Origin of the sequence: Pontimonas sp. (genome assembly GCF_031581085.1) — a bacterium.
Classification (GTDB): domain Bacteria; phylum Actinomycetota; class Actinomycetes; order Actinomycetales; family Microbacteriaceae; genus Pontimonas.
This window is the reverse complement of record NZ_JAVLBO010000015.1, coordinates 1-25,355: the sequence shown is the minus strand read 5'-3', so window position 1 is coordinate 25,355 and position 25,355 is coordinate 1. Positions and strand designations below refer to the sequence as shown.

General features: G+C 62.0%; 27 protein-coding genes and 1 tRNA gene. 4 read left to right on the top strand and 24 right to left on the bottom strand.

The features are described 5' to 3' along the window. Positions 1–61: 61 nt before the first annotated feature. On the top strand, positions 62–613 hold the full coding sequence (locus RI518_RS05495) for a methylated-DNA--[protein]-cysteine S-methyltransferase (protein WP_310671477.1): 552 nt from the start codon (positions 62–64) through the stop codon (positions 611–613). A 259-nt stretch (positions 614–872) separates the two neighbouring features. Here RI518_RS05495 and RI518_RS05490 read toward each other — a convergent pair whose 3' ends face one another. Genes RI518_RS05490 through RI518_RS05480 form a run of 3 tightly spaced genes read right to left on the bottom strand, consistent with a single transcriptional unit; the run spans position 873 to position 2,625 of the window. Then, positions 873–1,544 (bottom strand): arsenate reductase ArsC, encoded by a 672-nt coding sequence (locus RI518_RS05490; protein ID WP_310689562.1) that lies wholly within the window; start codon positions 1,542–1,544, stop codon positions 873–875. Beyond that, on the bottom strand, positions 1,541–1,957 hold the full coding sequence (locus tag RI518_RS05485; protein WP_310671475.1) for an arsenate reductase ArsC: 417 nt from the start codon (positions 1,955–1,957) through the stop codon (positions 1,541–1,543). The genes RI518_RS05490 and RI518_RS05485 overlap by 4 nt, the downstream gene beginning before the upstream one ends. After that, on the bottom strand, positions 1,954–2,625 hold the full coding sequence (locus RI518_RS05480) for an MIP/aquaporin family protein (RefSeq protein ID WP_310671473.1): 672 nt from the start codon (positions 2,623–2,625) through the stop codon (positions 1,954–1,956). Before RI518_RS05480 ends, RI518_RS05485 begins: the two co-directional genes overlap by 4 nt. Before the next feature lie 101 nt (positions 2,626–2,726). Between RI518_RS05480 and RI518_RS05475 the strand changes: the two genes are divergently transcribed. After that, on the top strand, positions 2,727–3,065 hold the full coding sequence (locus tag RI518_RS05475) for a metalloregulator ArsR/SmtB family transcription factor (protein WP_310671472.1): 339 nt from the start codon (positions 2,727–2,729) through the stop codon (positions 3,063–3,065). Here the strand turns inward: RI518_RS05475 and RI518_RS05470 are convergent. The 13 genes from RI518_RS05470 to RI518_RS05410 form a co-directional block, all read right to left on the bottom strand. Beyond that, on the bottom strand, positions 3,062–3,802 hold the full coding sequence (locus tag RI518_RS05470) for a peroxide stress protein YaaA (RefSeq protein ID WP_310689561.1): 741 nt from the start codon (positions 3,800–3,802) through the stop codon (positions 3,062–3,064). The genes RI518_RS05475 and RI518_RS05470 overlap by 4 nt on opposite strands. A gap of 5 nt (positions 3,803–3,807) precedes the next feature. Further along, positions 3,808–4,068, bottom strand: coding sequence for a F0F1 ATP synthase subunit epsilon (locus RI518_RS05465; RefSeq protein WP_310671470.1), 261 nt, complete (start codon positions 4,066–4,068; stop codon positions 3,808–3,810). Positions 4,069–4,070: 2 nt separating this feature from the next. After that, positions 4,071–5,507 carry a F0F1 ATP synthase subunit beta gene (gene atpD / locus RI518_RS05460; protein ID WP_310671468.1) on the bottom strand — a complete coding sequence of 479 codons (1,437 nt, stop codon included), beginning with the start codon at positions 5,505–5,507 and terminating at the stop codon, positions 4,071–4,073. 18 nt (positions 5,508–5,525) lie between these two features. After that, positions 5,526–6,425: a F0F1 ATP synthase subunit gamma gene (locus tag RI518_RS05455; RefSeq protein WP_310689560.1), complete on the bottom strand. Its 900-nt coding sequence runs from the start codon at positions 6,423–6,425 to the stop codon at positions 5,526–5,528. Between the two features lie 39 nt (positions 6,426–6,464). Continuing rightward, a complete protein-coding gene (gene atpA / locus RI518_RS05450; RefSeq protein ID WP_310671465.1) occupies positions 6,465–8,102 on the bottom strand; it encodes a F0F1 ATP synthase subunit alpha in 1,638 nt (545 codons plus the stop codon). A 37-nt stretch (positions 8,103–8,139) separates the two neighbouring features. Then, a complete protein-coding gene (locus RI518_RS05445; RefSeq protein ID WP_310689559.1) occupies positions 8,140–8,928 on the bottom strand; it encodes a F0F1 ATP synthase subunit delta in 789 nt (262 codons plus the stop codon). A gap of 2 nt (positions 8,929–8,930) precedes the next feature. After that, positions 8,931–9,524 carry a F0F1 ATP synthase subunit B gene (locus tag RI518_RS05440; RefSeq protein WP_310671462.1) on the bottom strand — a complete coding sequence of 198 codons (594 nt, stop codon included), beginning with the start codon at positions 9,522–9,524 and terminating at the stop codon, positions 8,931–8,933. A gap of 9 nt (positions 9,525–9,533) precedes the next feature. Next, the gene (gene atpE / locus RI518_RS05435) at positions 9,534–9,758 is read right to left on the bottom strand and encodes an ATP synthase F0 subunit C (RefSeq protein WP_104913860.1); all 225 of its coding nucleotides are present in this window, start codon (positions 9,756–9,758) and stop codon (positions 9,534–9,536) included. Between the two features lie 46 nt (positions 9,759–9,804). Beyond that, positions 9,805–10,497 (bottom strand): F0F1 ATP synthase subunit A, encoded by a 693-nt coding sequence (gene atpB, locus RI518_RS05430; RefSeq protein ID WP_310671454.1) that lies wholly within the window; start codon positions 10,495–10,497, stop codon positions 9,805–9,807. A 271-nt stretch (positions 10,498–10,768) separates the two neighbouring features. Further along, positions 10,769–11,554 carry a Sua5/YciO/YrdC/YwlC family protein gene (locus RI518_RS05425; RefSeq protein WP_310671453.1) on the bottom strand — a complete coding sequence of 262 codons (786 nt, stop codon included), beginning with the start codon at positions 11,552–11,554 and terminating at the stop codon, positions 10,769–10,771. A gap of 9 nt (positions 11,555–11,563) precedes the next feature. Beyond that, complete coding sequence (locus tag RI518_RS05420; protein WP_310671452.1) at positions 11,564–12,034, bottom strand: hypothetical protein; 471 nt, start codon at positions 12,032–12,034, stop codon at positions 11,564–11,566. Then, positions 12,031–13,164: an MraY family glycosyltransferase gene (locus RI518_RS05415; RefSeq protein ID WP_310671451.1), complete on the bottom strand. Its 1,134-nt coding sequence runs from the start codon at positions 13,162–13,164 to the stop codon at positions 12,031–12,033. Before RI518_RS05415 ends, RI518_RS05420 begins: the two co-directional genes overlap by 4 nt. Next, a complete protein-coding gene (locus RI518_RS05410) occupies positions 13,161–13,832 on the bottom strand; it encodes an L-threonylcarbamoyladenylate synthase (RefSeq protein WP_310671449.1) in 672 nt (223 codons plus the stop codon). The genes RI518_RS05415 and RI518_RS05410 overlap by 4 nt, the downstream gene beginning before the upstream one ends. 39 nt (positions 13,833–13,871) lie before the next feature. On the opposite strand from RI518_RS05410, the gene RI518_RS05405 reads away from it, so the two are divergent. Further along, positions 13,872–14,498, top strand: coding sequence for an HAD-IA family hydrolase (locus RI518_RS05405; RefSeq protein ID WP_310671483.1), 627 nt, complete (start codon positions 13,872–13,874; stop codon positions 14,496–14,498). On the opposite strand, the gene prmC is transcribed toward RI518_RS05405, so the two are convergent. From prmC to RI518_RS05365, 8 genes are all read right to left on the bottom strand, one after another. After that, positions 14,470–15,351 (bottom strand): peptide chain release factor N(5)-glutamine methyltransferase, encoded by an 882-nt coding sequence (prmC, locus tag RI518_RS05400; protein WP_310671448.1) that lies wholly within the window; start codon positions 15,349–15,351, stop codon positions 14,470–14,472. The two genes, RI518_RS05405 and prmC, sit on opposite strands and share 29 nt — an antisense overlap. A gap of 4 nt (positions 15,352–15,355) precedes the next feature. Continuing rightward, entirely contained in the window at positions 15,356–16,432 is a 1,077-nt protein-coding gene (gene prfA, locus RI518_RS05395) for a peptide chain release factor 1 (protein WP_310671447.1), read from the bottom strand. Between the two features lie 3 nt (positions 16,433–16,435). Then, complete coding sequence (gene rho / locus RI518_RS05390) at positions 16,436–18,172, bottom strand: transcription termination factor Rho (protein WP_310689558.1); 1,737 nt, start codon at positions 18,170–18,172, stop codon at positions 16,436–16,438. A 155-nt stretch (positions 18,173–18,327) separates the two neighbouring features. Then, positions 18,328–19,272, bottom strand: a complete 945-nt coding sequence (gene thrB, locus RI518_RS05385; protein WP_310671445.1) for a homoserine kinase — start codon at positions 19,270–19,272, stop codon at positions 18,328–18,330. Beyond that, complete coding sequence (thrC, locus tag RI518_RS05380) at positions 19,269–20,351, bottom strand: threonine synthase (RefSeq protein ID WP_310671444.1); 1,083 nt, start codon at positions 20,349–20,351, stop codon at positions 19,269–19,271. The genes thrB and thrC overlap by 4 nt, the downstream gene beginning before the upstream one ends. Further along, positions 20,351–21,667 carry a homoserine dehydrogenase gene (locus tag RI518_RS05375; RefSeq protein WP_310671443.1) on the bottom strand — a complete coding sequence of 439 codons (1,317 nt, stop codon included), beginning with the start codon at positions 21,665–21,667 and terminating at the stop codon, positions 20,351–20,353. Before RI518_RS05375 ends, thrC begins: the two co-directional genes overlap by 1 nt. Next, positions 21,664–23,139, bottom strand: coding sequence for a diaminopimelate decarboxylase (lysA, locus tag RI518_RS05370; RefSeq protein ID WP_310689557.1), 1,476 nt, complete (start codon positions 23,137–23,139; stop codon positions 21,664–21,666). The genes RI518_RS05375 and lysA overlap by 4 nt, the downstream gene beginning before the upstream one ends. A gap of 119 nt (positions 23,140–23,258) precedes the next feature. Next, a complete protein-coding gene (locus RI518_RS05365; RefSeq protein WP_310689556.1) occupies positions 23,259–24,926 on the bottom strand; it encodes an arginine--tRNA ligase in 1,668 nt (555 codons plus the stop codon). A 70-nt stretch (positions 24,927–24,996) separates the two neighbouring features. Here RI518_RS05365 and RI518_RS05360 point away from each other — a divergent pair. Beyond that, positions 24,997–25,069 (top strand) — tRNA-Arg (locus RI518_RS05360). Positions 25,070–25,355 lie beyond the last annotated feature (286 nt).

The window sequence follows — 25,355 nt, the reverse complement described above, 5'->3', positions numbered from 1 at the left end:
CTCATCCACAGGTCGGTGGAACTACTGGCGCCATGTCAGTGCCTGGCTTTACACTTCCCCCATGGCACCCACCCAGACCCCCGCGCACACCGCAGCCAACCCGCAACCCAGTGCCTTTCCTGGCACCGCATCCCTCACCATGCCGAGCCCGCTCGGCACACTCACACTCCACGCCACCGATCACGCAGTCATCGGATTGGAAATCGGCCACGCCTCAGATACGGGGTCAACGCCGAGCCATGCCTCCACGCCTCATAACCTCGCCCACCCCGTGTTGGCTGCGGCGAAGGCTCAATTGGAGGAATACTTTGCGGGCACCAGGCACACCTTTGATGTTCCTGTCTCCATGAAGGGCACACCCTTTCAGGAAGCCGTGTGGTCAGCACTCGAATCCATCCCGTATGGCGAGACCGCCAGCTATGGCCAGCTCGCCCAGAGGGTAGGACGCCCAGGTGCCGCACGCGCGGTGGGTGGCGCGGTGGGTGGCAACCCGGTGCCCATCATCGTTCCCTGCCACCGTGTCATGGGCTCAACAGGAAAAATCACCGGCTACAGCGGTGGCGATGGAATTGCGACGAAGAAGGCACTGCTTGCCCACGAAAACACCCGGTAGCGCTTGGCCACGAGACACGCGTTGGGCAGTGCTTTCTTTCTTGGCAGTCGTGGCAGTCGTTCTGATGAGCAAGTAATGCTTGCTTGCCGCGAATGAGGGCAGGTAATTTCGTCCCGACTCACTTGCGCTTCGTTAAGGAGGCGGCTCGGAGCAAAAAGAGGCGCGCTCAACCACCCCGGGGTGTCCTCAACTCGGCGAATCGCGCCCAACCGGAGGTAAATCAGAAATCACCCCGATGGCCACCCCTGCGGGGGCGTGGTTACTCGGTGATGGGTGTCGAACCCGTCAATTCACCCGCCAGTTCAGTGACTAACTGTTCAATTCGGTCACGAACCGCGCGCACTCCATCGAGGTCCAGAAGGCTAGGGTCTGGCAAGTCCCAATCGATGTAGCGCTTGCCGGGATACACCGGGCATGCGTCACCACACCCCATCGTGACCACGACGTCGGCGGCCTGCACCACGTCATCTGTCAGAGGTTTGGGGAACTGCTCGCCCAGGTCGAGTCCGATTTCCTGCATGACGGTCACGACTTGTTCGGAAATTGAACCAGCCGGGGCTGACCCTGCCGAGCGGACATGAATCGCACCGTTGGCGACTCTGTTGAGAAGAGCCATCGCCATTTGCGAGCGTCCAGCGTTTTCCACACACACGAAGAGCACTTCGGGAACACTCTTGGGTGCAGCATCCATCGTCTGTGCCAGGGCGGTGAGACGCTCTTTAACAAACCGCGCAGTGAGGGTTACCAGGTAGGTCTTGAACTTCGCCGTACGCATCAAACCGGTGTATGACTCCAGAATGTAGCGACCCACCGTTTCCGGGGAAAATACCCCGGCGTACTGCACCGCGAGTTCCTCGGCGAGGCGTTTGAGCGCTTCGTCCGGAAAGGACAGTCCGGGAAGCCCCCGTTCCCCATCAAAGTTGCCGCTCATGCGCCCTGCTCCGGGGCAATTTCGGCAATCAGCGCCTCAATGCGAGATTTGATGTCGTCGCGGATGACCCGAACAGAGTCGGCGCCTTGGCCCGCGGGATCGTCAAGCTCCCAATCTTCGTAACGTTTCCCGGGGTAGAACTTGCAGGCATCACCGCAGCCCATCGTGATGACCACGTCACTGGCCTGTACTTGGTCGTCAGTGAGAATCTTGGGTTCGTTGCCACTGATGTCGATGCCCTCTTCGAGCATCACTTCAGCGGCCACCGGGTTAATAGAATCTTTCGGCGCTGAACCTGAGCTGAGAACCTCCACACGGTCACCGGCGAGGTGCTGCAGATAGCCTGCGGCCATCTGCGAGCGACCCGCGTTGTGCACGCACACGAACAATACGGTGGGTTTGCGATCAGTCATGAGACCTCCTTCTTATGGGCTTGGGCAAAAGGCAACACGAGGACGATGGCCAGAAGGGCACCAACAACTTGCGCCCCAATGAACCCCGTGACAGAACCGGGAGCGATTCCGGAAAAAGAGTCGGTAAACATTCGACCAAGGGCGACCGCCGGGTTGGCAAACGACGTTGAGGAAGTAAAAAAGAACGCGGCGCCAATCCACGCGGGTACAAGCAGGGGCAGAAGATGACTGCGTTGCTGGTAGACCGCGGTGAGAATCAGCGCGAGAAGACCGGCGGTCGCCACAACCTCCCCCACAAATGTTCCCAGGCTGAGTCGATCATTGGTGCTGAACTCCAGCACCTGGCGTTCGAACATGACGTGTGCGACTACTGTGCCGAATACTCCACCGGCCAGCTGCACCAGCACGTATCCAACGGCAAGCCCAGGCGATATTTCACGGCGTATCGCCATCACCAGTGTCACTGCCGGATTAATATGGGCACCACTCACCGGCATCAGCAGCGCCACGAGCACACCGAGAATCATCACTGTCGCCAGCTGATTGATCAGAATCACCACACCGAGGTCGGCTGAGAGGGCCTGACCGAGCAGACCAGAACCAACAACGGCCATCACCAACACAGCGGTGCCGAGAAATTCGGCGAGTAGACGCAGTGGGGCAGGCATCGGAATCCTTTTCGCTTGCTAGGCTCTTATTGTGACAGTTATCTATATAGATGACTGTCTAATAATGCCAGGGTTTACCGATTGTTCACGATGGAGGGGCGATGATTCCCATCAGTCTTCCCGTTGACCTTGCCGTCTGTGCCCCCAAAGGCCTCTCTGTCCCTTTGGAACGCAGTCAAGCCGAAGACCTTACCCGTGTGCTCAAAGCCATTGCCGACCCCACCCGTCTGCAACTGTTATCGCTCATAAACTCTGAACCCGAGTCAAAAGCTTGTGTCTGTGACATGGCTGAAGCGGTCGAGTTGAGTCAACCCACAATCAGCCACCACCTGAAAGTCCTCACCGACGCGGGCCTGTTAGAGCGCGACCGACAGGGAACGTGGGTCTGGTATTCACTAAACGTCGACCAGTGGAGCAGACTTCAAAAAGTCCTCGGTTAGGACAAGGCAAGCAGGACTTCACCGGGCGCGCCCGGCGCGTCAGCCATTCGCCACCCATGACTCCTCGCCCAGTCGATGAGCTCATCGGCAGAACCAATTGTGGCCTTCGACGTGACTAGATCCCGCACCAACCGACCCTTGGCACCCTTGTTCGCATGTCCCACGGCAGCAGCCTGATCAAAGTCCTTCACTACTCGGATAAAAACCCCAGTGCCCTTCGGTAGCGGCGCGAGGGCTCGGTAGCCCTCACTGCGCAGATCAATGGTGAAATCGTCTGCCCAGATCTGCTCGGCGTGTGGTTGCCACCGAGACTTGATGTTCGCGCCAGGAAGTTTTGAGTCAAAGGACAGCCGGTAACGGGGAATCGGATCCACCGCCCGAAGCGGTCCAAAGAGCGCCGAGAACAGCCACAGCGACTCCGTCATGCCAGTACTCGCCTCGGGGCTTAACCCCTCGACATCGAGGGCGTCGAACAACACCCCGGTGTAGCGGTGAATGGCCGGCATCACTGGGCTATTCAAGAGCTCCTGGTTGGCAAGCACCCACTCATCGCCCTTTGCGCCCAACCCCAGAGACTTTTTGGTGGCCTCGGCATCGGCGGCGAGTGCGACAAGGTCTTCGGCAATTGCCTGACGCACAGAAGTGAGTTCAGGAAGCGCTAACTGATCCCACTCGAGGTGTGATTCGTCACGACCACCTGTGGTTTTTGTCTCCGAAGGAGGCAGAACAATGCGCATCGGCGCTACTGAATCTCAGCCATCCCCGCCACGATGGTCACCTGGTCGTTGTCGACGGAGAGGAACCCATCGTCAGCCGACGCCGTCACCTTTTCGCCCGACGTGGTCGTGATGCGCACCTCGCCGGCGGCGAGAACACCCAGGGTGGGCTCGTGTCCGGCGAGGATACCGATTTCACCCTCCGTGGTGCGCGCGACAACCATTTCGGCTTCCCCGGACCACACTTCGGCGGTCGCGGAGACGACGGTGACGTCGAGGGGTGCCACGGCTACTCCATCTCCTTTTGCATGGTCGCCCACTTTTCTTCCACGTCGGTAATCGGGCCGACGTTGAAGAACGCCTGCTCGGCCACGTGGTCGAAGTCACCGCGGGCAATCGCGTCAAACGATTCGATGGTGTCTTTCAGCGACACGGTCGAGCCCTCCACGCCGGTGAATTTCTTCGCCATGTAGGTGTTCTGCGAGAGGAACTGCTGGATGCGACGGGCACGAGAGACCGTCACCTTGTCTTCTTCGGAGAGCTCATCGACACCGAGGATGGCGATGATTTCCTGGAGTTCCTTGTTCTTCTGCAGAATCTGCTTGACCGTCGTGGCCACCCGGTAGTGGTCATCACCGATGTACATCGGGTCGAGGATTCGACTGGTCGATGTCAGTGGGTCCACCGCGGGGTAGAGACCACGCGAGGCAATTTCACGAGACAGCTCCGTGGTGGCGTCCAAGTGGGCGAAGGTCGTCGCCGGAGCCGGGTCGGTGTAGTCATCCGCAGGGACGTAAATAGCCTGCAGCGACGTAATCGAGTGGCCGCGGGTCGAGGTGATGCGCTCCTGGAGGATACCCATCTCATCGGCGAGGTTTGGCTGGTACCCCACAGCGGAGGGCATACGACCCAGCAGGGTCGATACCTCAGAGCCTGCCTGGGTAAACCGGAAGATGTTGTCAATGAACAACAGCACGTCCTGGTTTTGCACGTCGCGGAAGTACTCGGCCATGGTCAGTGCACTCAGTGCCACGCGAAGACGCGTTCCTGGTGGCTCGTCCATCTGACCGAACACGAGGGCGGTCTTGTCGAAGACGCCGGCTTCTTCCATTTCCCCGATGAGGTCGTTACCCTCACGGGTGCGCTCCCCCACACCGGCGAACACGGAGACACCACCGTGGTCTTGGGCCACACGCTGGATCATCTCTTGGATGAGCACCGTTTTACCCACACCGGCACCACCGAAGAGACCAATTTTTCCCCCCTGCACATACGGGGTGAGCAGGTCGATGACTTTAATGCCGGTTTCGAACAGCTGGGTCTTCGACTCCAGCTGGTCGAATGCGGGCGGTGTGCGGTGGATGCTCCAGCGCTCATTGGACTCGGGGATCTGCTCGTCGTGGTTGAGCACCTCACCCAAGACGTTGAAGACTTTGCCCTTGGTGACGTCGCCGACGGGCACGCTAATGGGTGCACCGGTGTCTTCCACGGACTGTCCCCGCACCAGGCCGTCGGTGGGCTTTAGTGCGATGGCGCGAACCAGGTTGTCACCGAGGTGCTGGGCGACCTCGAGAGTCAGGGTCGATTGTTCGCCACCGAGGGTGAGTTCGGTGCGCAGCGCGTTGTAAATACCGGGCAGGTGATCACTGGGGAACTCGACGTCCACCACCGGGCCGGTGACGCGCGCAATACGACCGGTAACGACTGCCGTCTTAGCTTGTGCCATTTCGCTGTCTCTTTCTGTTTACTTGGAGCCTTGGAGCGCGTTTGCGCCACCGACGATTTCGGAAATCTGTTGGGTAATTTCGGCCTGCCGGGCGTTGTTAAACAACCGGGTGTAGTCCGAGATGAGGTTGTCGGCGTTATCACTCGCCGACTTCATGGCCTTTTGTCTCGCCGCGTGCTCGGAGGCCGCCGATTGCAACATGGCCTGGAAAATACGCGTTTCGATGTAGCGCGGGAGAAGGGCGTCCAGCACCTGATCGGGTTCTGGTTCAAACTCGTAGAGCGGGAACACTTCGGTGTCACCGGGCTCTTCGACACCTTCCACTACTTCCAGGGGCAACACCCGCACGACCTCTGGTTGCTGGGTAACCAGGCTCACGAAGCGGTTGTAGACGATGTGGATTTCATCCACACCACCCGCATCGGTGTCTTCGGTGAATTTCTCAATGACCGTTTCGGCGACTTCCTTGGCGGTGTCGAACTCGGGCTTGTCCGAGCCGCCCATCCACTGCTTCTCGGTGGGGCGCTCACGAAACTGGAAATACTGCACCGCTTTTCGCCCCAGCACGTAGTAGAGCACCTCTTTGCCTTCGCCGCGGAGACGCTCGGCGAGGTCACCCGCTTCACGCAGCACCTGAGCGGAAAAGGCCCCGGCCAAACCGCGGTCAGCAGAGAAAATCACCACCGCCGCACGGCGGGGGTTTTCCGCTTCGGTCAACAGCGGGTGGTCGATGCTCGAGTAGGTCGCCACCGAGGAGACCGCGCGGGTCACCGCGCGCGAATAGGGGGCGGCTTCAGCCATACGCTGCTGTGCCTTTTGAATCCGGGAGGCGGAGATCAGCTCCATCGCCCGGGTAATCTTCTTGGTCGCCTTGGCAGAGCGAATCTTGCCGCGGTACTCCCGAAGTTGTGCACCCATACTCGTGTGTGTTCTCTTCCTTGTCGGTCGCCAATCGTCCTAGCGCTTGCGCCGGACGATTTTCTCCTGCTCGATGTCTTCGTCTTCCAGAGCGTCGAATTCTTCCGATCCGGGCTGACCCAGACCGTCACTGCCGGCGCCGCGGAATGAGGTCACAAACGTGTCGACCTCTTTTTCCAACTCTGCTTTCGTGTCATCCTCGAGTTTTCCACTCTCGCGAATGGTGTCCAAGAGCTTGGTGTTTCGACGCAGGTGGTCGAGAAGTTCCGATTCGAACTTCAGTACTTCCTCCACCGCAATGTCGTCGAGCTTGCCGTTGGTTCCCGCCCAAATAGACACCACCTGGTCTTCGACCGGGTAGGGCGAATACTGCGGCTGCTTCAACAGCTCCGTCAACCGGGCACCGCGGGCCAGCTGGCGACGGCTCGCCGCATCCAAGTCGGAGGCAAACATGGCGAATGCTTCCAGGGAGCGGTACTGGGCGAGCTCGAGCTTCAGCGTTCCCGACACGCTCTTGATCGATTTGACCTGGGCGTCACCACCGACACGAGACACCGAAATACCGACGTCCACTGCGGGGCGCTGGTTGGCGTTGAACAGATCCGACTGCAAGAAGATCTGACCGTCAGTAATCGAAATCACGTTGGTGGGGATGAACGCCGAGACGTCGTTGGCTTTGGTTTCAATGATGGGAAGACCCGTCATCGACCCGGCACCGAGTTCGTCGGAGAGCTTCGCACAACGCTCCAGCAGGCGGGAGTGTAAGTAGAAGACGTCACCGGGGAAGGCTTCACGGCCCGGTGGACGACGCAGCAGCAGCGACACCGCACGGTAGGCCTCGGCCTGCTTGGACAGGTCATCGAAGATGATCAGCACGTGCTTGGAGTCATACATCCAGTGCTGGCCGATGGCCGAGCCGGTGTAGGGGGCGAGGTATTTGAATCCCGCGGGGTCGGAAGCGGGTGAGGCGACGATTGTGGTGTATTCCATGGCGCCGGCTTCTTCGAGGGCTCCGCGCACGGCGGCAACGGTCGAGCCTTTTTGCCCGACGGCCACATAAATACAGCGCACCTGCTTCTCCGGGTCACCCGATGCCCAGTTGTCTTTCTGGTTGATGATGGTGTCGACCGCGATGGCAGTCTTACCCGTCTGGCGGTCACCGATGATCAACTGACGCTGGCCACGGCCGATCGGAATCATCGCGTCGATGGCTTTGATTCCTGTCTGCATGGGCTCGTGCACCGACTTACGCGCCATCACGCCGGGGGCTTGGAGCTCCAGGGCGCGACGCGAGTCGGAATCGATTTCGCCTAAGCCGTCAATCGGGTTGCCCAGCGGGTCCACGACCCGGCCGAGGTATCCCTCACCGACGGGGACCGAGAGGACTTCACCGGTGCGGGTGACTTCACTACCGGCGACGACACCGTCGAATTCACCGAGGACGACCACACCGATTTCGTTTTCGTCGAGGTTCTGGGCGATGCCTAGTGTCCCGTCGGCGAAGCGCACCAGTTCGTTGGCCATACAACCGGGGAGGCCTTCCACGTGGGCAATACCGTCGGCGGCATCCACAACGGTCCCGACCTCGGTTGCCTGGGCACCGCCCGGTTCATAGCTGGATGCAAACTTTTGGAGTGCATCGCGGATTTCATCCGGGTTGATTGTCAGTTCTGCCATTTGTCCATTCCTTGTTGTTGCCCAATTACGTCTGTTGTCAGCCAGCCAGCTGGAGTCTCATTGCGTTCAATTGCGTGTCGACGCTGCCGTCGATCACCACGTCACCCACGTGAATGCGCGCGCCGCCGATTACCTCCGGGGCGATGACCACATCGAGGTAACACTCGGTGCCAAAACGCTTCAGCACAGTCTGTTGCACAGTCTTCATCTGCGCAGCGGAAAGTTCTGTGGCGACAGATACTTCGGCGAGGCCTCTGCCGTCTTGGTGACAGGCCAGCCGGGCCGCATCGACCAGCGCGTCGCTCGCTCGGCGACCGCGCGGTTGCGGCGCGACGTAGGCGGCGACTTCGAGAGCGACCTTATCCATCGATTTGGCGCCAAGGGCCATCACGATGCTGCGCTTAGAATCGGCACTCGCGCGCTTATCCGAGAGTGCCAACTGCAACTCGGCGTGAGCCCTGATGGTGCGAGAGAGCTCCAGTAGGTGCGACACCAGCACGTCGGTGTCACCGAGCCCCACGCTCAAGCGAATCCCGTACTCTTCGATGCCCTGGAGTAGGTCGGCGGGTTCGGACCAGGCGAGGCCCACGACGTCATCGAGCAGGGCCCTAGCGGATTTATCGAGCGACCCCAGCGCGCCATCGAGCAGCGTGGCACGCTGTGTGGAGTCGTGGCCGTGGTCGGCGAGGGCAGCCAGTAGCGAGGGGTGTTCGGCTAGGGCGCGGCCGGCGTGAAACAGCCCGGCGACGTGGGCCAGGGTGTGACCCTTGGCCTTCGACGCGTGCTGTGCCACCGCCTCTAGCGATTGCCTCGTCTGTGCTCCCATAGTTACTTACTGGCCTTCTTCGCGGTGTCCTTTTTCGCGGTGCTCTTTTTCGGCGACTTCTCGTCCGCCTCCAGGTCAGCCAGCATCGAATCGACCACGGCTTTGGCCTTCTTGTCGGTTCCCAGCTGGTCGCGCACCACCGCACCGGCGAGATCCAGAGCCAACGAGCCCACCTCTTTACGAAGCGACACGAGAGCGGCTTGGCGCTCGGCTTCAATCTGGGTCTGCGCGTTTTGCGCGATGCGATCGGCTTCAGACTGCGCCTGCTGCTTCATTTCGGCCAAAATCTGCTGGCCTTGGCTGCGGGCTTCGTCTCGAATATCGGCCGCCTCGTCGCGGGCATCCGCGAGGAGCTTCGTGTATTTCTCGAGTGCTTCCTGGGCTTCTTTCTGAGCCGACTGCGCGTCCTCGATTCCGCCCTCGATGGCACTCGAGCGCTCGTCGAGCACCGTCTGAAGCCGAGGCAAGATCACGCGCCAGAACAGCAACAACACCAGGGCGAAGGGAATAATCGACCAGATGATGTCGTAAATCGCCGGCAGGAGCGGGTTCTGGGCCTCACCCTCTGCCGCGAGAATCATGGTGTGCGGCAGCATTGGGGCCTCCTAGCCAGTGAAGATGAAGTACGTGGCGATACCGATGAACGCCAGCGCCTCGGTGAAGGCAATACCGATGTACATCAGCACCGTGAGGCGGCCCTGAAGTTCGGGTTGGCGTGCCACCGATTCGATGGTCTTGCCGACGACGATACCCACACCAATGGCGGGGCCAATCGCGGCGAGACCGTAACCGACTGTGGCGATATTTCCGGTGAGTTCTGCGAGTTCCACAGCTCGTTCCTTCCTATTTGGTGCTCCGGCACGCCGGAGCGGGGGTTTAGTGTTCTTCCGCCAGCGCGAGCTGGAGGTACACGGCGGTCAAGAGGGCAAAGACGTAGGCCTGCAAGATAGCGATGAAGATTTCAAAAAAGGTGAACACGATCGACAGGAGAACGGTTCCCACTCCAAAGAGTGCTTGCAGGTCACCGGAGTAGAGGAAGAAAAAGTGGGTGGAGGAGAAAAACAACACCAGCAGGAAGTGCCCCACCACCATGTTCATCAGAAGACGAAGGGTGAGGGTGACCGGCCGCAGCACGAAGGTGGAGACAAACTCGATCGGCGTGACGATCAAATACAGCGGCAGCGGCACACCGGGAGGAAACAGCGAGTTTTTGAAAAACGCCCCGGGGTGTTTTTTCACACCGGCGTAAATAAACGCCAGGTAGGCGGTGATGGCCAACACCAGGGGCATACCAATCACACTGGTGCCCGCGATATTGAGCCCGGGTATCACCCCGGTGAGGTTCATAAACAAGACGAGGAAAAAGATGCTGGTGATGAGGGGGAGGAAACGCTTGCCGTCTTTCTCACCCAGCACGTTGATGGCAATCCCGCTTCGCACCAGGTCCAACGCCATTTCGATCACGCCCTGGAAGCGTCCGGGAATGACCGACATCTTGCGGGTGCCGAAGTAGAAGATGAGGAAGATCGCCAACACGGCGAGCAGTCGGATCAGAACGATCCGGTTCATTTCGAAAATGGTGCCTTCGAATAACACGGCCGGTGGGAAGAACTCGGCAATGGTAGGGGGTGAGAATTCACCGTCATCGCCGGATGCCAGCGGTACCAAGCGGCTACTGAGTGTCGCGAACAGCGTTGTCTCCCGAGTCGTGGCACCGATTAGGTGCGGCGGCTACGTGTCGCCCCACTCTAGCAAGCACGCAGCACTGGGTGATACCCAAAAAGCCTCCCAGGCTGGGAAACTGCCAAAAAATCTTCACATCAAGGCATTTCTGGCGGGGTCATTCCCGCCAGGCCACCCCATCACCGAGGATCGAGCGCACCTTCTTCGACGAAATCAACCCCTCACGCAGCAGGCGAAGCGACACCCGGTCAGCACTCGACGCGGCAGCGCCCTGTGCCTCAGCGCCTTCTTCCTCAGCGCCTTCTTCCTCAGCGCCCTCATCCGCACCGACCACCTCCACCACAGTGGAGCCGGGCGTCGAGAAATCCCACGGCAGTTTCTCGTCGACGAGAACGACGGCGAGGTCTGGATGGCCGCCCGCGATCAGAGCCTCGAGACCTTCCGGGTGCTCTGGACTCTGCCCGGCCGGATGCGCAGCGCTGACCACCAACGGACCCGTCTCGATCAGAAGCTCCCTGATCACCGGGTGGGCGATCAGGCTCAGGCCCACCGAGTCCACACCCTCACCCACACTCCAGCGCAGACTGCTTCCCGCCGGTAACACCACTGTCAGCGGACCCGGCCACAGCGACTCGGTCAGCGCTGTGATGGCCTCTGGCACACTGTCGGCCAACGCGTGCAGTGCCTCGGCGCTGGGCAGTAAGACCTGCCGTGTGGGCGGCTCCTGCCAGCCTTTGAAACGGGCCAGTGCGGCGAGGGCGGCGGGAGAAAACGCATCGGCGGCGACCGCGTAGTGAGTATCGGTGGGGATGACCACCAACTGTTTTTTCCCCACGGCAACGCGGGCTGCCCGAAGCCCCGCCCGAAGCGATTCGGGGTCCTGAAGGGAAAACACCTCCGGTGGGGGCGCTGCAGGATCGGCCGGTGCCGCCGGTGTGGTCATCGCGTGGGGCTACTGAGACTCTGTGGACGGCGACCCTGCCGGCGCGGACCCGTCTGAGTTCGGCAGTGGCACATCGACATAGGGCATCCGGGAGCGAATCACGACCACCACATCGGTCGCGAGACCCGCGAGTAGCGAGGCGACGATTGTGAGAAACAGTGTTTCACGGTGTGCCCAATCCAAGTCGCCCAACCAGAACACGAGGGCGAGGAAGATGACAAATTTGCCCAACCACATCCCCAACACCACGGCGAAGAACCCCGGCTCTAAGACGTTTCCTCGCCCGGCTTTCAACCCCCACACGATCGACAGCGGGGTGATCGCGAGAAACGCAAAGCCGATGCCACCCCCGAGCAGCGCGCCCAGCATTCCCGAAAGATCCGCGACGAGGGCGCCCGCCACGCTGGCGACAATGGTCACCAACGTCGTCCAGACCACCCCCCACAGCAGGGCTTTTCTGATCACATCCTGTGCGCTCACGCCGTTGTCCTCTCGGGTTTAGGGGGAATTGCCAGTGGGTCGTCAACGTCGCGGTGCTCGGGCGAAAGGGTCACCACGCTGGAGCCGACCAGCCCCAGGGCGATAATTCCCAGTGCCACATACCACTCGACAAATAAAAACATCAGCGTGCCAATGGCCAACACCGACGTCCAGGCGTAAAGAATGAGGACCGCCTGCAGGTGGGTGTGGCCCATATCGAGCAGCCGGTGGTGCAGGTGCTGCCGGTCGGCCTCGAAGGGACTCATTCCCGCGCGCAGCCGGCGAAGAACAGCCAACAAGAAATCCAGCAGCGGCACCACCAACACCGCCAGTGGCAGGAGCACCGGGATAAACGCCGGGAGTAGCTGTGAGGCACTGACCATGGCCGGGTCGATCTGACCGGTCACCGAAATCGCTGTCGTGGCCATAATCAGGCCCACCAATAGGGATCCCGAATCGCCCAAGAACAGCTTGGCCGGGTGCCAGTTCAGCGGGACAAAACCCAACACGGCCCCCAACAGGATTGCCGTAAACAGCGAGGCGTAGTTGAAGTAGGGGGTGTCTGCTTCACCGGTGGCCAGCAGGAAGCTGTAGATGAAGAAGACCCCGCTCGCGATCAGGGTCACCCCGGCGACCAGGCCGTCTAGTCCATCGATGAAGTTCACCGCATTCATCACCAGCACGACGGCCAAGACGGTGAGGATGAGCGAAAGGGTCGGCGAAAAGAGGGTGAGGCCGCCGATGGGAATCGAGACAATTTGGACGCCCTGCCAGGCGACAATTCCGGCCGCCAAGACCTGGCCGGCCAACTTAGTCACCCAGTCCAGCTCGAACACGTCGTCGATGAAGCCGATGGCCACCACCACGGCGGCCGCCCCCACCAGCGCCCAGACGGTACTGGGGTCAGAAAAAATGCCCTCAAACCAGCTCACTTGACTGGCCACCAGCGTCGCCACCAGAAGACTGCCGAAGAGAGCCAGACCGCCCAGGCGAGGGACGGGTTCTTTGTGCACGTCGCGAGCGCGCACTTCCCGACGGGTGCCGACGCGCTTTCCGACCTGCCACAGCACCACCGAGAGGCCAAAGCTCACCACGGTCGCCACGATCAGCACCAGTGCGTAGTAGGTCACGCGGCCGACACCTCATAACCGGCTTCGGCCAACGCGGCGGCTGAAATTGCACCCTCTCGAATGAGCGACAACGCCATTCCCCCGCTGATCAACTCGGTGGCGTCGACGATGCTGGAGGGCAGATGGTCGGTCGTCGAATCGCGGGCGGCTCCCAGGTAGACCGCGACGTCATCACCGAAGGTGTTGATTGCTTCAAACACGCTCTGGCAGGGCGGCTCACCGGTGCGGTTGGCACTGGTGACCGCCAACGGCCCGTGCAGGCGCAGGAGTTCCAAAAGAGATTGATCGTCTGGGCTTCGAAGGGCGATCGTGCCGGGGGTGTGGCCAATGTCGAAGGGGATCGACGGGTTGACCGGTAACACCACGGTCAGCGCACCCGGCCAATAGCGCTGCAGGAGTGCCTGCACGTTCTCGCTCAGGGCCCCCTCAGCCACCAGGGGTGCCACCTGTTCGAGGTTTGCGACCAGGATGGGCGGGGCCATATCGCGAGTGCGGCCCTTGAGACCCACGACGGTGTCGATGGCGCCGGGGGTTCCCGGCGAGACGGCAATGCCGTACACGGTGTCGGTGGGGACGACGACGACTTCACCGCGGGTGAGCGCGGCGTGTGCCTGATGAAGCGCCGGCAGCGCGTCATCCTCGTGGGCAAGGTCAAAGAGGGTCGTCATCGGCACACAGTGTACTTTGCGCGCTCTAGGCTGGTGCTGATGCTATTCCTCTTCGACATGGACAATGTCCTCTACGACTACCAGTGGCGAATTCGAATGGATCGACTGACCAGCGTCACCGGGCACGATTTTCATGAGCTGCGTCGACGCTGGTGGCACGACGACGGTGAGTGGGCCGCCGAAGCGGGCAACCCCCCGACCGGTGTCGAATACTTGGAGCGGGTCAACCGTGCATTAGAAGCCGATATCTCCGTTCCCGACTGGCTCTCACACCGACGGGCGGGGATGGTCGCCAGGCCGCCGATTATTGACGTGGCGCGAGAAGCCGCGACGCACGGCGACGTGGCCGTACTGACCAACAACGGCGCACTCATTGGTGAGCACCTGGGCGAGATCGCCCCGGAACTAGTCGATATTTTTGGCGAAAACCTCTTTGCCACCGCGCACTTTGGCGCGAGAAAACCAGACCCCATGGTCTTTCAGCGGGCGATCGATCACTTAGGCCACTCCGCCTCGCAGACCCTGTTTGTCGACGACCTGCCGGAAAACGTTCGCGGTGCACAAACACTCGGCATTACCGGGCACTGGTTTAGTCCCCAACAGAGTGCCGAGGAGCTTCGCAGTGCGATTGACGCGTTTATTGCTCGGGCGCCACAGCTCGGCTAAAGCGCTCCCGACCGAGCAAATCCAGCTCAGTCTGCGGGTGTCGAAACCCCGCATCGCCCAGAGCCTGGCGGGTCGCCTCCCCGTGTTCGATACCGTGCTCGATAAACACCACTCCCCCGGGCCGCAGAATCCGGCGGGAAATGTCCACCACGCGGCGGATGACATCGAGTCCCTCCCCCGGGCTAAAAAGCGCCTCGGGCGGGTCACATTGTGTAGTCTCCACATCCAGTGGGTCGACGCCTTCGACCAAATACGGCGGGTTCGACACCACCACATCGACACTGTGATCGGCCACTCTCTGAGACACGTCGGCGATGTCCGCGACCAAAATGTCGCTTCGCTCCGGGGCGTAGCGCGAGGCGTTGTGGCGTAAATAGTGGGCGGCGTCCAGAGATGATTCGACGGCGAGTAGCCGGGTGTGTGCCACCCGGTGGGCGATGGCTAAGCCAATCGCGCCCGAGCCGGCACACAAATCCACCACGCTCACCTCGGAGCCGGTGGGGACCATCACCTCTGCTTCGGCGATGGCCTGGTGGGCGAGTAGTTCAGTCTCCGGCCGGGGAGTAAACACACCGGGGCCCACCTCGAGCTCCAGCTCCAAAAACGGGGCCACACCGGTGATGTGCCAGAGTGGCTCCCTCGATTCACGCCTGGTGACCCACTGCTCCAGCTGGGCCTGCTGGGCCGCGTCGATGATGTCGGGGCGGATGAGGGCTTTGGCCTGGAGCTCGCCGCGATTCACGCCGGTTACCGCGGCGAGTAAGGACCACGCGTCTGCTTCCGGTGAGGCCACGCCGGCGGCGCGAAGCCGGCCGATGGTCTGATCGAGGAGGACCGAAAAGGACTCGGTCACGACCCTACGCCTCGCCTATCGCCTTGAGTTGGGCTTCCTCGTCGTGGGCGACGCAGGAGTCGATCACCGCGTCGAGCGCGCCCGACATGACGTGCTCGAGGTTGTAGGCCTTGAACCCGGTGCGGTGATCGGCAATCCGGTTTTCGGGGAAGTTGTAGGTGCGAATGCGCTCCGAGCGGTCCATTCCCCGGATTTGCGATTTACGAATCGAGGAGGCTTCCGCGTCCTGTTCTTCCTGCTGCTTGGCGAGAATCCTGGCGCGCAACACGCGAAGGGCCGCTTCCTTGTTTTGCAACTGCGATTTTTCGTTCTGCATCGACACCACAATGCCGGTGGGCAGGTGGGTTAGGCGCACCGCCGAGTCGGTGGTGTTGACCGACTGGCCCCCCGGGCCGCTGGCTCGAAACACATCCACCTTGAGGTCATTGGGACCGATTTCGATCTCTTCTGGCTCATCCACTTCCGGCAGCACCAACACTCCGGTCGTCGACGTGTGGATGCGGCCCTGAGACTCGGTGCTCGGCACCCGCTGGACGCGGTGGACACCACCTTCGTATTTCAGTCTCGCCCAGACGCCTTCAGCCGGGTCAGCGGAGCTCGACTTGATGGCGACCTGGATGTTTTTATACCCACCCATGTCGGATTCTGTTTTATCCAACACTTCGGTTTTCCAGCCACGCATTTCGGCGTAGTGCAAATACATCCGCAGCAGGTCGGCGGCGAACAGGGCACTTTCTTCGCCCCCTTCACCGCCTTTGATTTCCATGATGACGTCGCGACCGTCATCGGGGTCTTTGGGAATCAGGAGCGCCCGGAGCGCCTCCTCGGCGTCCTGGACCTGTTCGCTGAGCGCCGGAATTTCATCGGCAAAGCCCGGATCTTCCTTGGCGAGTTCTTTGGTCGCCTCGAGGTCTTCGTGCAGGGCCAAGACTTTTTTGTGGGTGCTGACGATTCGATCCAATTCGAGGTAGCGACGATTGAGCTTCCTCGCCATCCCGGGGTTCTGGTGAACCGCCGGGTCGGCGAGCTTGTCTTGAAGCTCGCCGTGTTCGGCAATGAGTTGATCAATCGAATCCCACATGGCTTACGCTCCCTGGCGAAACTCCACCGGGGAATTGCGCAGCTTTTCCACAATGTCGTCGGCTGCGGGAGTCTTTTCGGCGATCGCCATCAGGTGACTGAGCACCTCGACCTGGTCCGCGTGCAAAGCGTGTCGACGGAACTCATCCATCACGGTCGCGTCGCTGTGTCCCATCAGGGCTTCATCGCGACTGGTACCCGAGCGCACCACGTCGATCGCCGGGAACAACCGGGCGCGAGAGGCGTCCGAGGAGAGCACCAGTTCGACGGTGGCCAGCTGGGAGATTTCGTGGGCGACCTGGTCATCGATGGCTTGGCCGGTGTCGGCGAGCAGGGTTCCCAGCACCGTGAGTGAACCGCCGCCTTCGACCTGTCGACCCGCGCCCACCAGGCGTTTGGTCGGATACAACCACGCAGCGTCCGCCTGTTGGCTGCCCCGCGACTGAGTGCCGGTGAGTTGGTAGGCGCGTGCCAGTCGGGTGACGGAATCAAAAATGACAACGACGTCGTGTCCCAGTTCCACCAGGCGCTTGGCGCGCTCAATGGCGAGCTCGGCGATGGTGGTGTGATCATCGGCGGGACGATCGAAGGTGGAGGCGATCACTTCGCCCTTCACGCTGCGCTGCAGTTCGGTCACCGTCTCCGGGTTTTCATCGACCAAGACCACCATCAGGTGAACATCGGGGTGATTCGCCGCGATCGCTTCGGCCAGGCGCTGAACCATGGTCGATTTTCCCGACTTGGGTGGGGCCACGATGATGCCGCGCTGACCCATCGCCAGCGGGGCGAAAAGGTCCACCAAGCCCATCGATTTAATGTCCGACCCTCCGGCGACACTCAAGCGTGTGGTGGGTTGGATGGCGGTGAGCGAGGCAAAATCGGGGCGCTTGTGGGCGTCATCGACGCTTTGGGCGTTAATGGTGTCGACCGAGACGAGCGCGTTGTATTTCTGCCGGCCCTGCATTTCCCCTTCGCGGGGTTGGCGAATGGAACCGATGACGGCGTCACCCTTTCGCAGGTTGTATTTCTTCACCTGGCCGAGCGAGACGTAAATGTCGGTCGGGCCGGGAAGGTACCCGGTGGTGCGCACAAAAGCGTAGTTATCCAGCACGTCGAGGATGCCCCCGATGGGAATCAAGACATCGTCGTCAGATACTTCGGGATCGACGTCATCGCCGCCATTTCCCCGGCCACGGCGGCGATCACGGCCGCGGCCGCGTCCCCTCCCGCGGTTTCCCGAATCGGAGTCATCGGAGCCGTCGCTTCGAGAGTCATCCGAATCGGACTCTGTCGCATCGCCCTGGTCGTCAGAATCCTGGTTTTTCGCTGCGGGTCGCCGCGAACGAGTGGGCTTGGAGCCCCCGCGCCCGGAAGTTTTCTTCTCCGCGGCGGCGCTATCGCCCGATTCCGCCGAATCAGCGGAGCCCTCCGATTGGCCAGCGCTCTCTCCCTCGGCGGCGGGTTCGGCCGCCGCGGGGCTCTGCGCGCGGGATTTTGCGGTCTTGCTGGTCTTGGCCCCACGGCCCGATGCGCGCTGCGTGGTGTCGGCTGGCGCGTTGGTGGACTCATCAGTGGTCGCGTTGGAGCTCGCGTCGGAGCCCGCGTCGGAGCTCGCGTCGGAGCTCGCGTCGGGGGTCGCATCCGCAGAGGGGGTGACGACCTGATCGGTCTTTGCCCGGCGGCTGGTCCGCTTCGGTTCGGGTTGTTCTGTGGAATCGGGCGTGCTGGTGTCGTTGTCCATGGTGTCTCCTTAGGTCGGGGAATTTTCTCCGCATCGGCCTGGGGTCCTCGGCACCAATCGGGGTGTCGACTGACGAGGTCTCCTAGAGCTACACGCCACACGAGGCGGCTTGGGCGCCGGGAGGAGCCGGTGAGAAATCCGGAGTGCCTACTGGTTTAGTGGGCGAAGCCCGGAAGCGCTTCTACTGTAGCACCCCGCTGGTCGACGGTGAGCGCGTGGCACTGCCACGACGCGCCCCCGTGGGTCGCGATTAACGCTTCGGCGTCGACCCGCTGGCCGGGGTCACTACAGAGCACCAAAATCGACGGTCCGGCACCGCTCACGACAGCGGCGAAGCCGCGCTCCCTCAGCGCAGCAATCAGTGCACTGGTTTCTGGCATTGCACTGGCTCGGTAGTTCTGGTGCAGTCGGTCCTCGGTGGCTTCCGGGAGCAACTCAGGACTATCCAGCAGCGCGGCAATCAACAGGGCCGCCCGAGAGAGGTTGAAAATCGCGTCCTCGTGGGGCACTGTCTCGGGATGCAGGCTCCTGGCGAGGCGAGTCGACATCTGACTCTGGTCGGCAATGGCGACCAGCAGGGACACACCGCGGTGGACGGTGAGTTTTGTGGAGCGTGGCCCCTCCGGGGTCATCCACGCAATCGTGAGCCCACCGAAGAGAGCCGGGGCAATGTTGTCCGGGTGTCCCTCCTGCTCCGTGGCGATGCGCAACAGTTCACTATCGCTCACCTCGACGAGGCCTTCGGCGAGTCCTTTGGCGGCGAGGACTCCGGCGACAATGGCTGCGCCGGAGCTTCCCAGTCCGCGGCCCTGGGGAATGTGGTTGGTCGCGACAATGTCCATCCCCGGAATCTCCACGCCCCAGCTCTGCAGCGAATACATCAGTGAGGCGGCCACCAGGTGTGACTCATCGGTGGGTAGCTCGTCGGCGCCCACGCCGTGAACCTCCACCCGGACACCCGGTTCGTCGCGAGTGCTCACCGTCACGTCGTCGTACATGGTGAGCGCCATCCCCAGGGTGTCAAAACCGGGCCCGAGGTTCGCCGTTGTCGCCGGGACCACAACGCTCACGCTCCTGCCCGCGGGGATACTCGCGCTCACGAAGAGGACTTTTCCATACCGAGTAGCTCGGCCACCCGTTCCACGTTGACGGGCACCCGGACGGGTTCGATGTCCGATCCGTCTTCTGCCTTCAACGCCCAGGACGGGTCTTTGAGCCCGTGGCCGGTGACGGTGAGCACCGCGGTGGCACCGCGCTCGAGTACTCCCGCTTCGCTGCGCTCCATCAGGCCGGCGACACTAATCGCCGAGGACGGTTCGACAAAGACCCCCGTGGTCTGGGAGAGCATCCGGTGGGCGGCGAGGATGCCCTCGTCGCTGATCGCGCCGAAATATCCGTTGGTGTCGGCTTGGGCGGCGAGGGCTAAATCCCACGAGGCGGGATTTCCGATTCGAATGGCGCTGGCCAGGGTGTCGGGTGTGGTGACGCGCTCACCGCTGACGATCGGGGCGGAACCGGCGGCTTGGAACCCAAAAATACGGGGCATCCGGTCGGTTCGACCCCGGGCGAGCTCCTCCTTATAGCCGCGGTGGTAGGCGGTGTAGTTTCCGGCGTTGCCCACGGGCATGAAGTGGTAGTCGGGTGCGCGACCCAGTGAGTCCACCACTTCGAAGGACGCGGTTTTTTGCCCCTCGATGCGGTCGTTATTGACCGAATTGACCAAGTGGATGGGGTAGTGATCGGCCAGTTCGCGGGCAATTTCCAAACAGTCGTCGAAGTTTCCTTCGATTTGGATGATGTTCGCGTTGTGGGCGACGGCTTGGCTCAATTTGCCCATCGCAATTTTGCCCTCCGGCACCAGCACCGCAGAGGTAATGCCCGCCCACGCGGCATACGCCGCGGTCGAGGCCGACGTGTTTCCCGTGGAGGCACAAATAACGGCTTTCGCTCCGGCTTCCATCGCTTTGGAAATCGCCATCGTCATTCCGCGGTCTTTAAAACTGCCCGAAGGGTTCATGCCCTCAAATTTGACGTAGACATCGAGACCGGTCTTTTTAGACAGCGCCGGTGCCGGAATCAACGGCGTGCCCCCCTCGCCGAGGGTGATCACCGGAGTGTCTTTACTCACATCCAGGCGGTCCCAATATTCGCGGATCACCCCGCGCCACTGTCTGGCCACTATGAACCCTCCACTCTGACCACACCGGAGACTGCCGCCACCACGGGCGAGTCGGCCAGCTGCGCGACGGTTTCTGCCAAGCTCGCCTCCGGCGCGGTGTGGGTGTGGATGACCAGCGTAGCGAGCTCTTCACCCGAGGGTGACTCGGCGGGCACTGTTTGGTTCAGCGTTTCGACCGATACGCCGTGGTCGGAAAACACGGAGGCGATTTGGGCGAGCACCCCGGGTTCGTCTCGCACCTGCAGCGCGATTTGGTAGCGGCTGGGCACGACCCCCGGGTCGACCATGGCGAGATCGGCGTGGGTCGATTCGGCCACACCGGGACCGCCGGCGACGTGGCGCCTGGCCGCGGAGACGATGTCACCCAGCACGGCTGATGCCGTCTCGGGCCCGCCCGCCCCGGCGCCATAAAACATCAGCGAACCGGCACCGGATGCTTCGACAAACACCGCGTTATTGGCGCCGTGCACGGCGGCCAGCGGGTGCTCGCGGGAGACCAGAGTGGGGTGTACGCGAACGGACACTCCTTCGACACCGCCCCCTTGCACCCGCTCGCAAATGGCGAGGAGCTTAATCACGTAGCCGGCGTCGCGGGCAGCCTCGACCTGCTCGAGGGAAATCTCGGTAATGCCCTCGCGGCCGACCTCATCGAGGTCGATGGCGGTGTGAAAGGCCAGCTGGGCCAACAGCGCGGCCTTTTGTTGGGCGTCGTAGCCGCCCACATCCGCGGTGGGGTCTGCTTCGGCGTAGCCCAGTTCGGTCGCGGTGGCGAGCGCCGACTCCATCGACGCTCCTTCGCGGTCCATCAGGTCGAGAATAAAGTTCGTGGTGCCGTTCACGATGCCCAAAATGCGCTGGACTTCATCACCGGCGAGCGAATCGCGCAGCGGGCGAATAATCGGAATGGCGCCGGCCACGGCGGCCTCGTAGTACAGCTGGGCGCCCACCGCCGTCGCGGCGTCAAAGAGTTCCGGTCCGTGCGCGGCGAGTAGCGCCTTATTGGCGCTAATGACGTCCGCCCCGGATTCGAGCGCGTGCACAATGAGCGACTTGGCCGGTTCGATACCGCCCATCAACTCCACCACAATGTCGGCTCCGGCGATCAGTGCTTCGGCATCGGTGTGTAACAGCTCGGCGGGGATGTCGCGGTTGCGCGGCTTCGAGAGATCCCGCACGGCCACACCGACGACGTCGAGTCTGGCGCCGATCCGGGCGCCCAGTTCTTCGCGCTCGTGCAACAGGCGGTGGACCACTTCGGATCCGACGGTGCCGGAGCCCAACACCACCACTTTCAGGTTTCGGTAGTTTTCCCTCACGCCTGATCTGTCCTCTCTGCACCGCTCGTCTCCTGGCCCACACTGTGTGGATGTGCTGCCAGCGAGCCCAAGGCTAACCCGAGGTCACGGGCCATCACATCATCGGGGGTCTCCGCGGCGATGGCGACGCGGGCTTCGCCGCCCTCAATCACCACGAGCGCGGGCCGCCCCAGAGCGTTGTAATTCGACGACAGCGAGTGGCAATACGCCCCCGTGGCGGCGACCGCGACGACGTCACCCGGGGTCACATCGGAGGGTAAATAGTCGTCGTGGATGACAATGTCGCCGCTTTCGCAGTGGCTGCCGACGACCCGCACGAGTGCCGGCGGCGCCGTGGCAAACCGGTTGGCGAGACTCACCGTGTAGTTCGCCCCGTAGAGCGCGGGGCGAATGTTGTCGCTCATTCCGCCATCGACGCTGACATACAACCGGGTGGCCACACCGGAGCCCGCCTCAGTGGTGTAGTCGACCTCGACCGGTTTGGTGGTGCCGACGGTGTAGAGGGTGATTCCTGCGGGGCCCACCACGATTCGGCCGGGCTCGCAGGCGATGGTCGAGAGGGTGATGCCCTCCCTGGTCACAAACGCGTCGATTTCGTGGCCCACCATCGAGGCGATCTGCTCCACATTCGATTCGGGGTCGGCGGAGGTGTAGGGGATGGCGAAGCCACCGCCAATGTTCAGCGTGGTGAGTGGGTGGTCGACCTGGAGGTCTCGATACAGCTCCAACACCCGCCTGGTGGCTTCGACAAAGCCGTCGGGGGCGACGATTTGGGAGCCAATGTGGGAGTGCAGCCCGATCAGGCGCAGGCTCTGGTGGCGGGAAATTTCGGCGGCGAGCGCGGGGATATCCGCCCTGGCCACACCAAATTTTTGGTCTTCCCGCGCGGTCGCTAAGTAGTCGTGGGTCCCGGCGTGAACGCCGGTGTTCACCCGAATCATCACCTCTTGGCTGATTCCCAATTCGGTGGCGACCGCCGCCACCCGCTCGACTTCCACCGCACTGTCGATGACGATTTGGCCCACTCCGTGGGAGAGGGCGGCGCGCAGTTCGTGCAGGCTTTTATTGTTGCCCTGGTATTCGATGTGTTGCGGGTTCGCCCCAGCGCGCCGGGTCCACTCCCATTCGCCGAAACTGGAGACATCGAAACCCCATCCCAGCCCGTCCAGAGCGCGAATCACATCGGCCGCCAACAGGGCTTTCGTCGCGTAGTGGATGCGCAGAGTGCGCCCGGAGACGGCGAGGGCGGCGGACAGGGTGTCTTCCAGTCGTCTGGCGCGCTCGAGCACATCGTCGAGGTCCAGCAGGTAGAGCGGTGAGCCGTATTGCTCGAGCAGCCCCGCGGTACTAAGCCCCCCGATTCGTATCTCGCCGTCTTCACCTCGCACAGCCCGCGCCGGCCAGACCCCAGGATCGAGCGCGTCGTGATCCAGGGGTTCGACTAACCAGTCGGGGGCGAGGGGGTGTGACATGGGCACTTTCACGACGCGATAAATGGGCTCAGTGCCGAGGCGCGCGGACCACGGCGGTGGAGACGAGCGGAGCGGTGGTGCCCCCTGACGCCTCGCCACCAGGATATCGGTGCTGGCATTTACATGCGCTCGGGGGCAGACACCCCGAGCAGCTCCAAGCCGTTTGCCAACACCTGACCGGTGGCATCGTTGAGTACCCGGCGCGAGTGGTGGACCGATTCGATCGGGTCGTCGCCTTTGGGGGTGACCCGACAGGCGTCATACCAGCGGTGGTACGAACCCGCGAGGTCCTCTAAATACCTCGCCACGCGGTGGGGTTCACGAAGCTCGGCCGCTTGGGCGACCACGCGCGGGTAGTCCGCCAGTGCGGTGAGCAGTTCGGCTTCACTGGGTTCGACCAGGTCGCCGGCATGAAAACCGGAGGAGTCAATGCCCACAGCGTCGGCATTTCTTCCCACCTGGTGGGTGCGCGCGTGAGCGTATTGGACATAAAACACCGGGTTGTCGTTCGTTTTTGCCAACAGCACGTCGGGCTCCAGAGTGAGCGGTGAATCCGCGGGTGAGCGGCTTAGCGAATAGCGAAGCGCGTCGGTACCCAACCATTCACGCAGTTCATCGAGTTCGATGATGTTGCCGGAGCGTTTGGAGAGTTTCTCGCCATTAATACTGACCAGCTGGCCGATCAGAATTTCGATGTGATGCTCGGGGTCGTCACCCGCGGCACCGGCGAGGGCTTTCAGGCGGTGGACATAGCCGTGGTGGTCGGCGCCCAGCAGGTAAATCTTCTTCTCAAAGCCGCGGTCTTTTTTCGACAGGTAGTAGGCGGCATCAGCCGCGAAGTAGGTGTAGACACCGTTGGCGCGGCGAATCACCCGGTCTTTGTCATCACCGAAGTCGGTGGTGCGCACCCACACCGCCCCTTCGTGATCGAAGACGTGGCCGCCTTCGCGCAACCGGTCAACCGACTGGTCAACCAAGCTGGTGCCCTCCGGGGTGGCCACGACGTGGAGTTGTCGCTCGGAAAACCACACGTCAAAGTGCACGTTGAATAGCTCCAGCGAGCGCCTCACGGCGGCCAACTGCTCACGGTAGGCACACTCCCTCGCGCACACGAGGGCTTCGTCGTGGTCCATGTCGGCAAGGCCCGGGTATTGGGCTAACACGGTGGCGCCCAGTGCCTGGACGTATTCACCGGGGTAACCCTCCTCGGGCAGGTCTCGACCGAGGGCCGTGGCCAGTACAGATTCACCAAAGAGGTCCATCTGTGATCCGGCGTCGTTGATATAAAACTCGCTGGTCACTTCAGCACCCGCAGCGCGTAACACTCGGGCCAACGAATCACCGAGTGCTGCCCAACGGGTGTGGCCGATGTGGAGGGGTCCGGTCGGGTTTGCCGAGACAAACTCCAAGTTGATGGTGTGGCCGAGGAGAGTATCCGAGTGGCCATAGGCCACACCGCGGGAGAGGACCTCTCGCGCGGTCTCACCGAGTGCAGCCTTATCGAGGGTGATGTTGAGAAAACCAGGGCCCGCAATCTCCACTGCTGAGACCCCGTCGATATCACCCAGGCGATCGGCCAGCACTTCGGCAATCTCACGAGGCGACTGACCCAGAGGCTTCGCCAGTTTCATCGCCACCGAGGTGGCCCAGTCACCAAATTCGACTTTTTTGGGCCGCTCCAGCGCCACATCACCGGGCTCCAACTGGTGGGCCACTTCCCCCGTGACGTCGACAACGTATTTTTCGGCAATCTGCGCGATGTGCACGGCCAACGAGGAGGGATCCATGCGCCTAAGCCTAACCGTCTGGCCCAGCGCCGACTGAGGGCAGTGACCGTGTAACCTTGAGGCACACCTGGCCCCCATAGCTCAGGGGATAGAGCGTCTGCCTCCGGAGCAGAAGGCCGTAGGTTCGAATCCTACTGGGGGCACTTTCCTCCCCGGCCCACTGCGGCCGGCTGTCAATCTGTTGGGTCACCTGCACACTTTTTTTCCTGCGCGTGTTTCAGCTGGCGTTGCCCTGTAAGTGTCATGAAGGGTGAAGACCACTGTGCCCGAATGGCAGGAGGTTGGCACATGCAGAAATCCTTAAGTCTTGTGGTCACGGCGGCACTCGGCCTCGGCCTTGTGGGGATATCCAGTCCAACGTCGAGTTACGCGAGCACCCCGCAAGCCTGCGACAGTATCGACTCTTACGACGCGAGTGAGGACGCTCCG

Bases quoted from the DNA above. Each gene is read 5' to 3' on its own strand.
- atpD (WP_310671468.1), bottom strand. From the start codon at position 5,507: ATGGCACAAGCTAAGACGGCAGTCGTTACCGGTCGTATTGCGCGCGTC.
- RI518_RS05470 (WP_310689561.1), bottom strand. From the start codon at position 3,802: ATGCGCATTGTTCTGCCTCCTTCGGAGACAAAAACCACAGGTGGTCGT.
- rho (WP_310689558.1), bottom strand. From the start codon at position 18,172: ATGGACAACGACACCAGCACGCCCGATTCCACAGAACAACCCGAACCG.
- prfA (WP_310671447.1), bottom strand. From the start codon at position 16,432: ATGTGGGATTCGATTGATCAACTCATTGCCGAACACGGCGAGCTTCAA.
- RI518_RS05405 (WP_310671483.1), top strand. From the start codon at position 13,872: ATGCTATTCCTCTTCGACATGGACAATGTCCTCTACGACTACCAGTGG.
- RI518_RS05485 (WP_310671475.1), bottom strand. From the start codon at position 1,957: ATGACTGATCGCAAACCCACCGTATTGTTCGTGTGCGTGCACAACGCG.
- RI518_RS05480 (WP_310671473.1), bottom strand. From the start codon at position 2,625: ATGCCTGCCCCACTGCGTCTACTCGCCGAATTTCTCGGCACCGCTGTG.
- RI518_RS05365 (WP_310689556.1), bottom strand. From the start codon at position 24,926: ATGGATCCCTCCTCGTTGGCCGTGCACATCGCGCAGATTGCCGAAAAA.
- RI518_RS05455 (WP_310689560.1), bottom strand. From the start codon at position 6,425: ATGGGTGCACAACTTCGGGAGTACCGCGGCAAGATTCGCTCTGCCAAG.
- lysA (WP_310689557.1), bottom strand. From the start codon at position 23,139: ATGTCACACCCCCTCGCCCCCGACTGGTTAGTCGAACCCCTGGATCAC.
- RI518_RS05440 (WP_310671462.1), bottom strand. From the start codon at position 9,524: ATGCTGCCGCACACCATGATTCTCGCGGCAGAGGGTGAGGCCCAGAAC.
- atpA (WP_310671465.1), bottom strand. From the start codon at position 8,102: ATGGCAGAACTGACAATCAACCCGGATGAAATCCGCGATGCACTCCAA.
- RI518_RS05425 (WP_310671453.1), bottom strand. From the start codon at position 11,554: ATGACCACACCGGCGGCACCGGCCGATCCTGCAGCGCCCCCACCGGAG.
- RI518_RS05410 (WP_310671449.1), bottom strand. From the start codon at position 13,832: ATGACGACCCTCTTTGACCTTGCCCACGAGGATGACGCGCTGCCGGCG.
- atpB (WP_310671454.1), bottom strand. From the start codon at position 10,497: ATGAACCGGATCGTTCTGATCCGACTGCTCGCCGTGTTGGCGATCTTC.
- RI518_RS05495 (WP_310671477.1), top strand. From the start codon at position 62: ATGGCACCCACCCAGACCCCCGCGCACACCGCAGCCAACCCGCAACCC.
- RI518_RS05475 (WP_310671472.1), top strand. From the start codon at position 2,727: ATGATTCCCATCAGTCTTCCCGTTGACCTTGCCGTCTGTGCCCCCAAA.
- RI518_RS05445 (WP_310689559.1), bottom strand. From the start codon at position 8,928: ATGGGAGCACAGACGAGGCAATCGCTAGAGGCGGTGGCACAGCACGCG.
- RI518_RS05490 (WP_310689562.1), bottom strand. From the start codon at position 1,544: ATGAGCGGCAACTTTGATGGGGAACGGGGGCTTCCCGGACTGTCCTTT.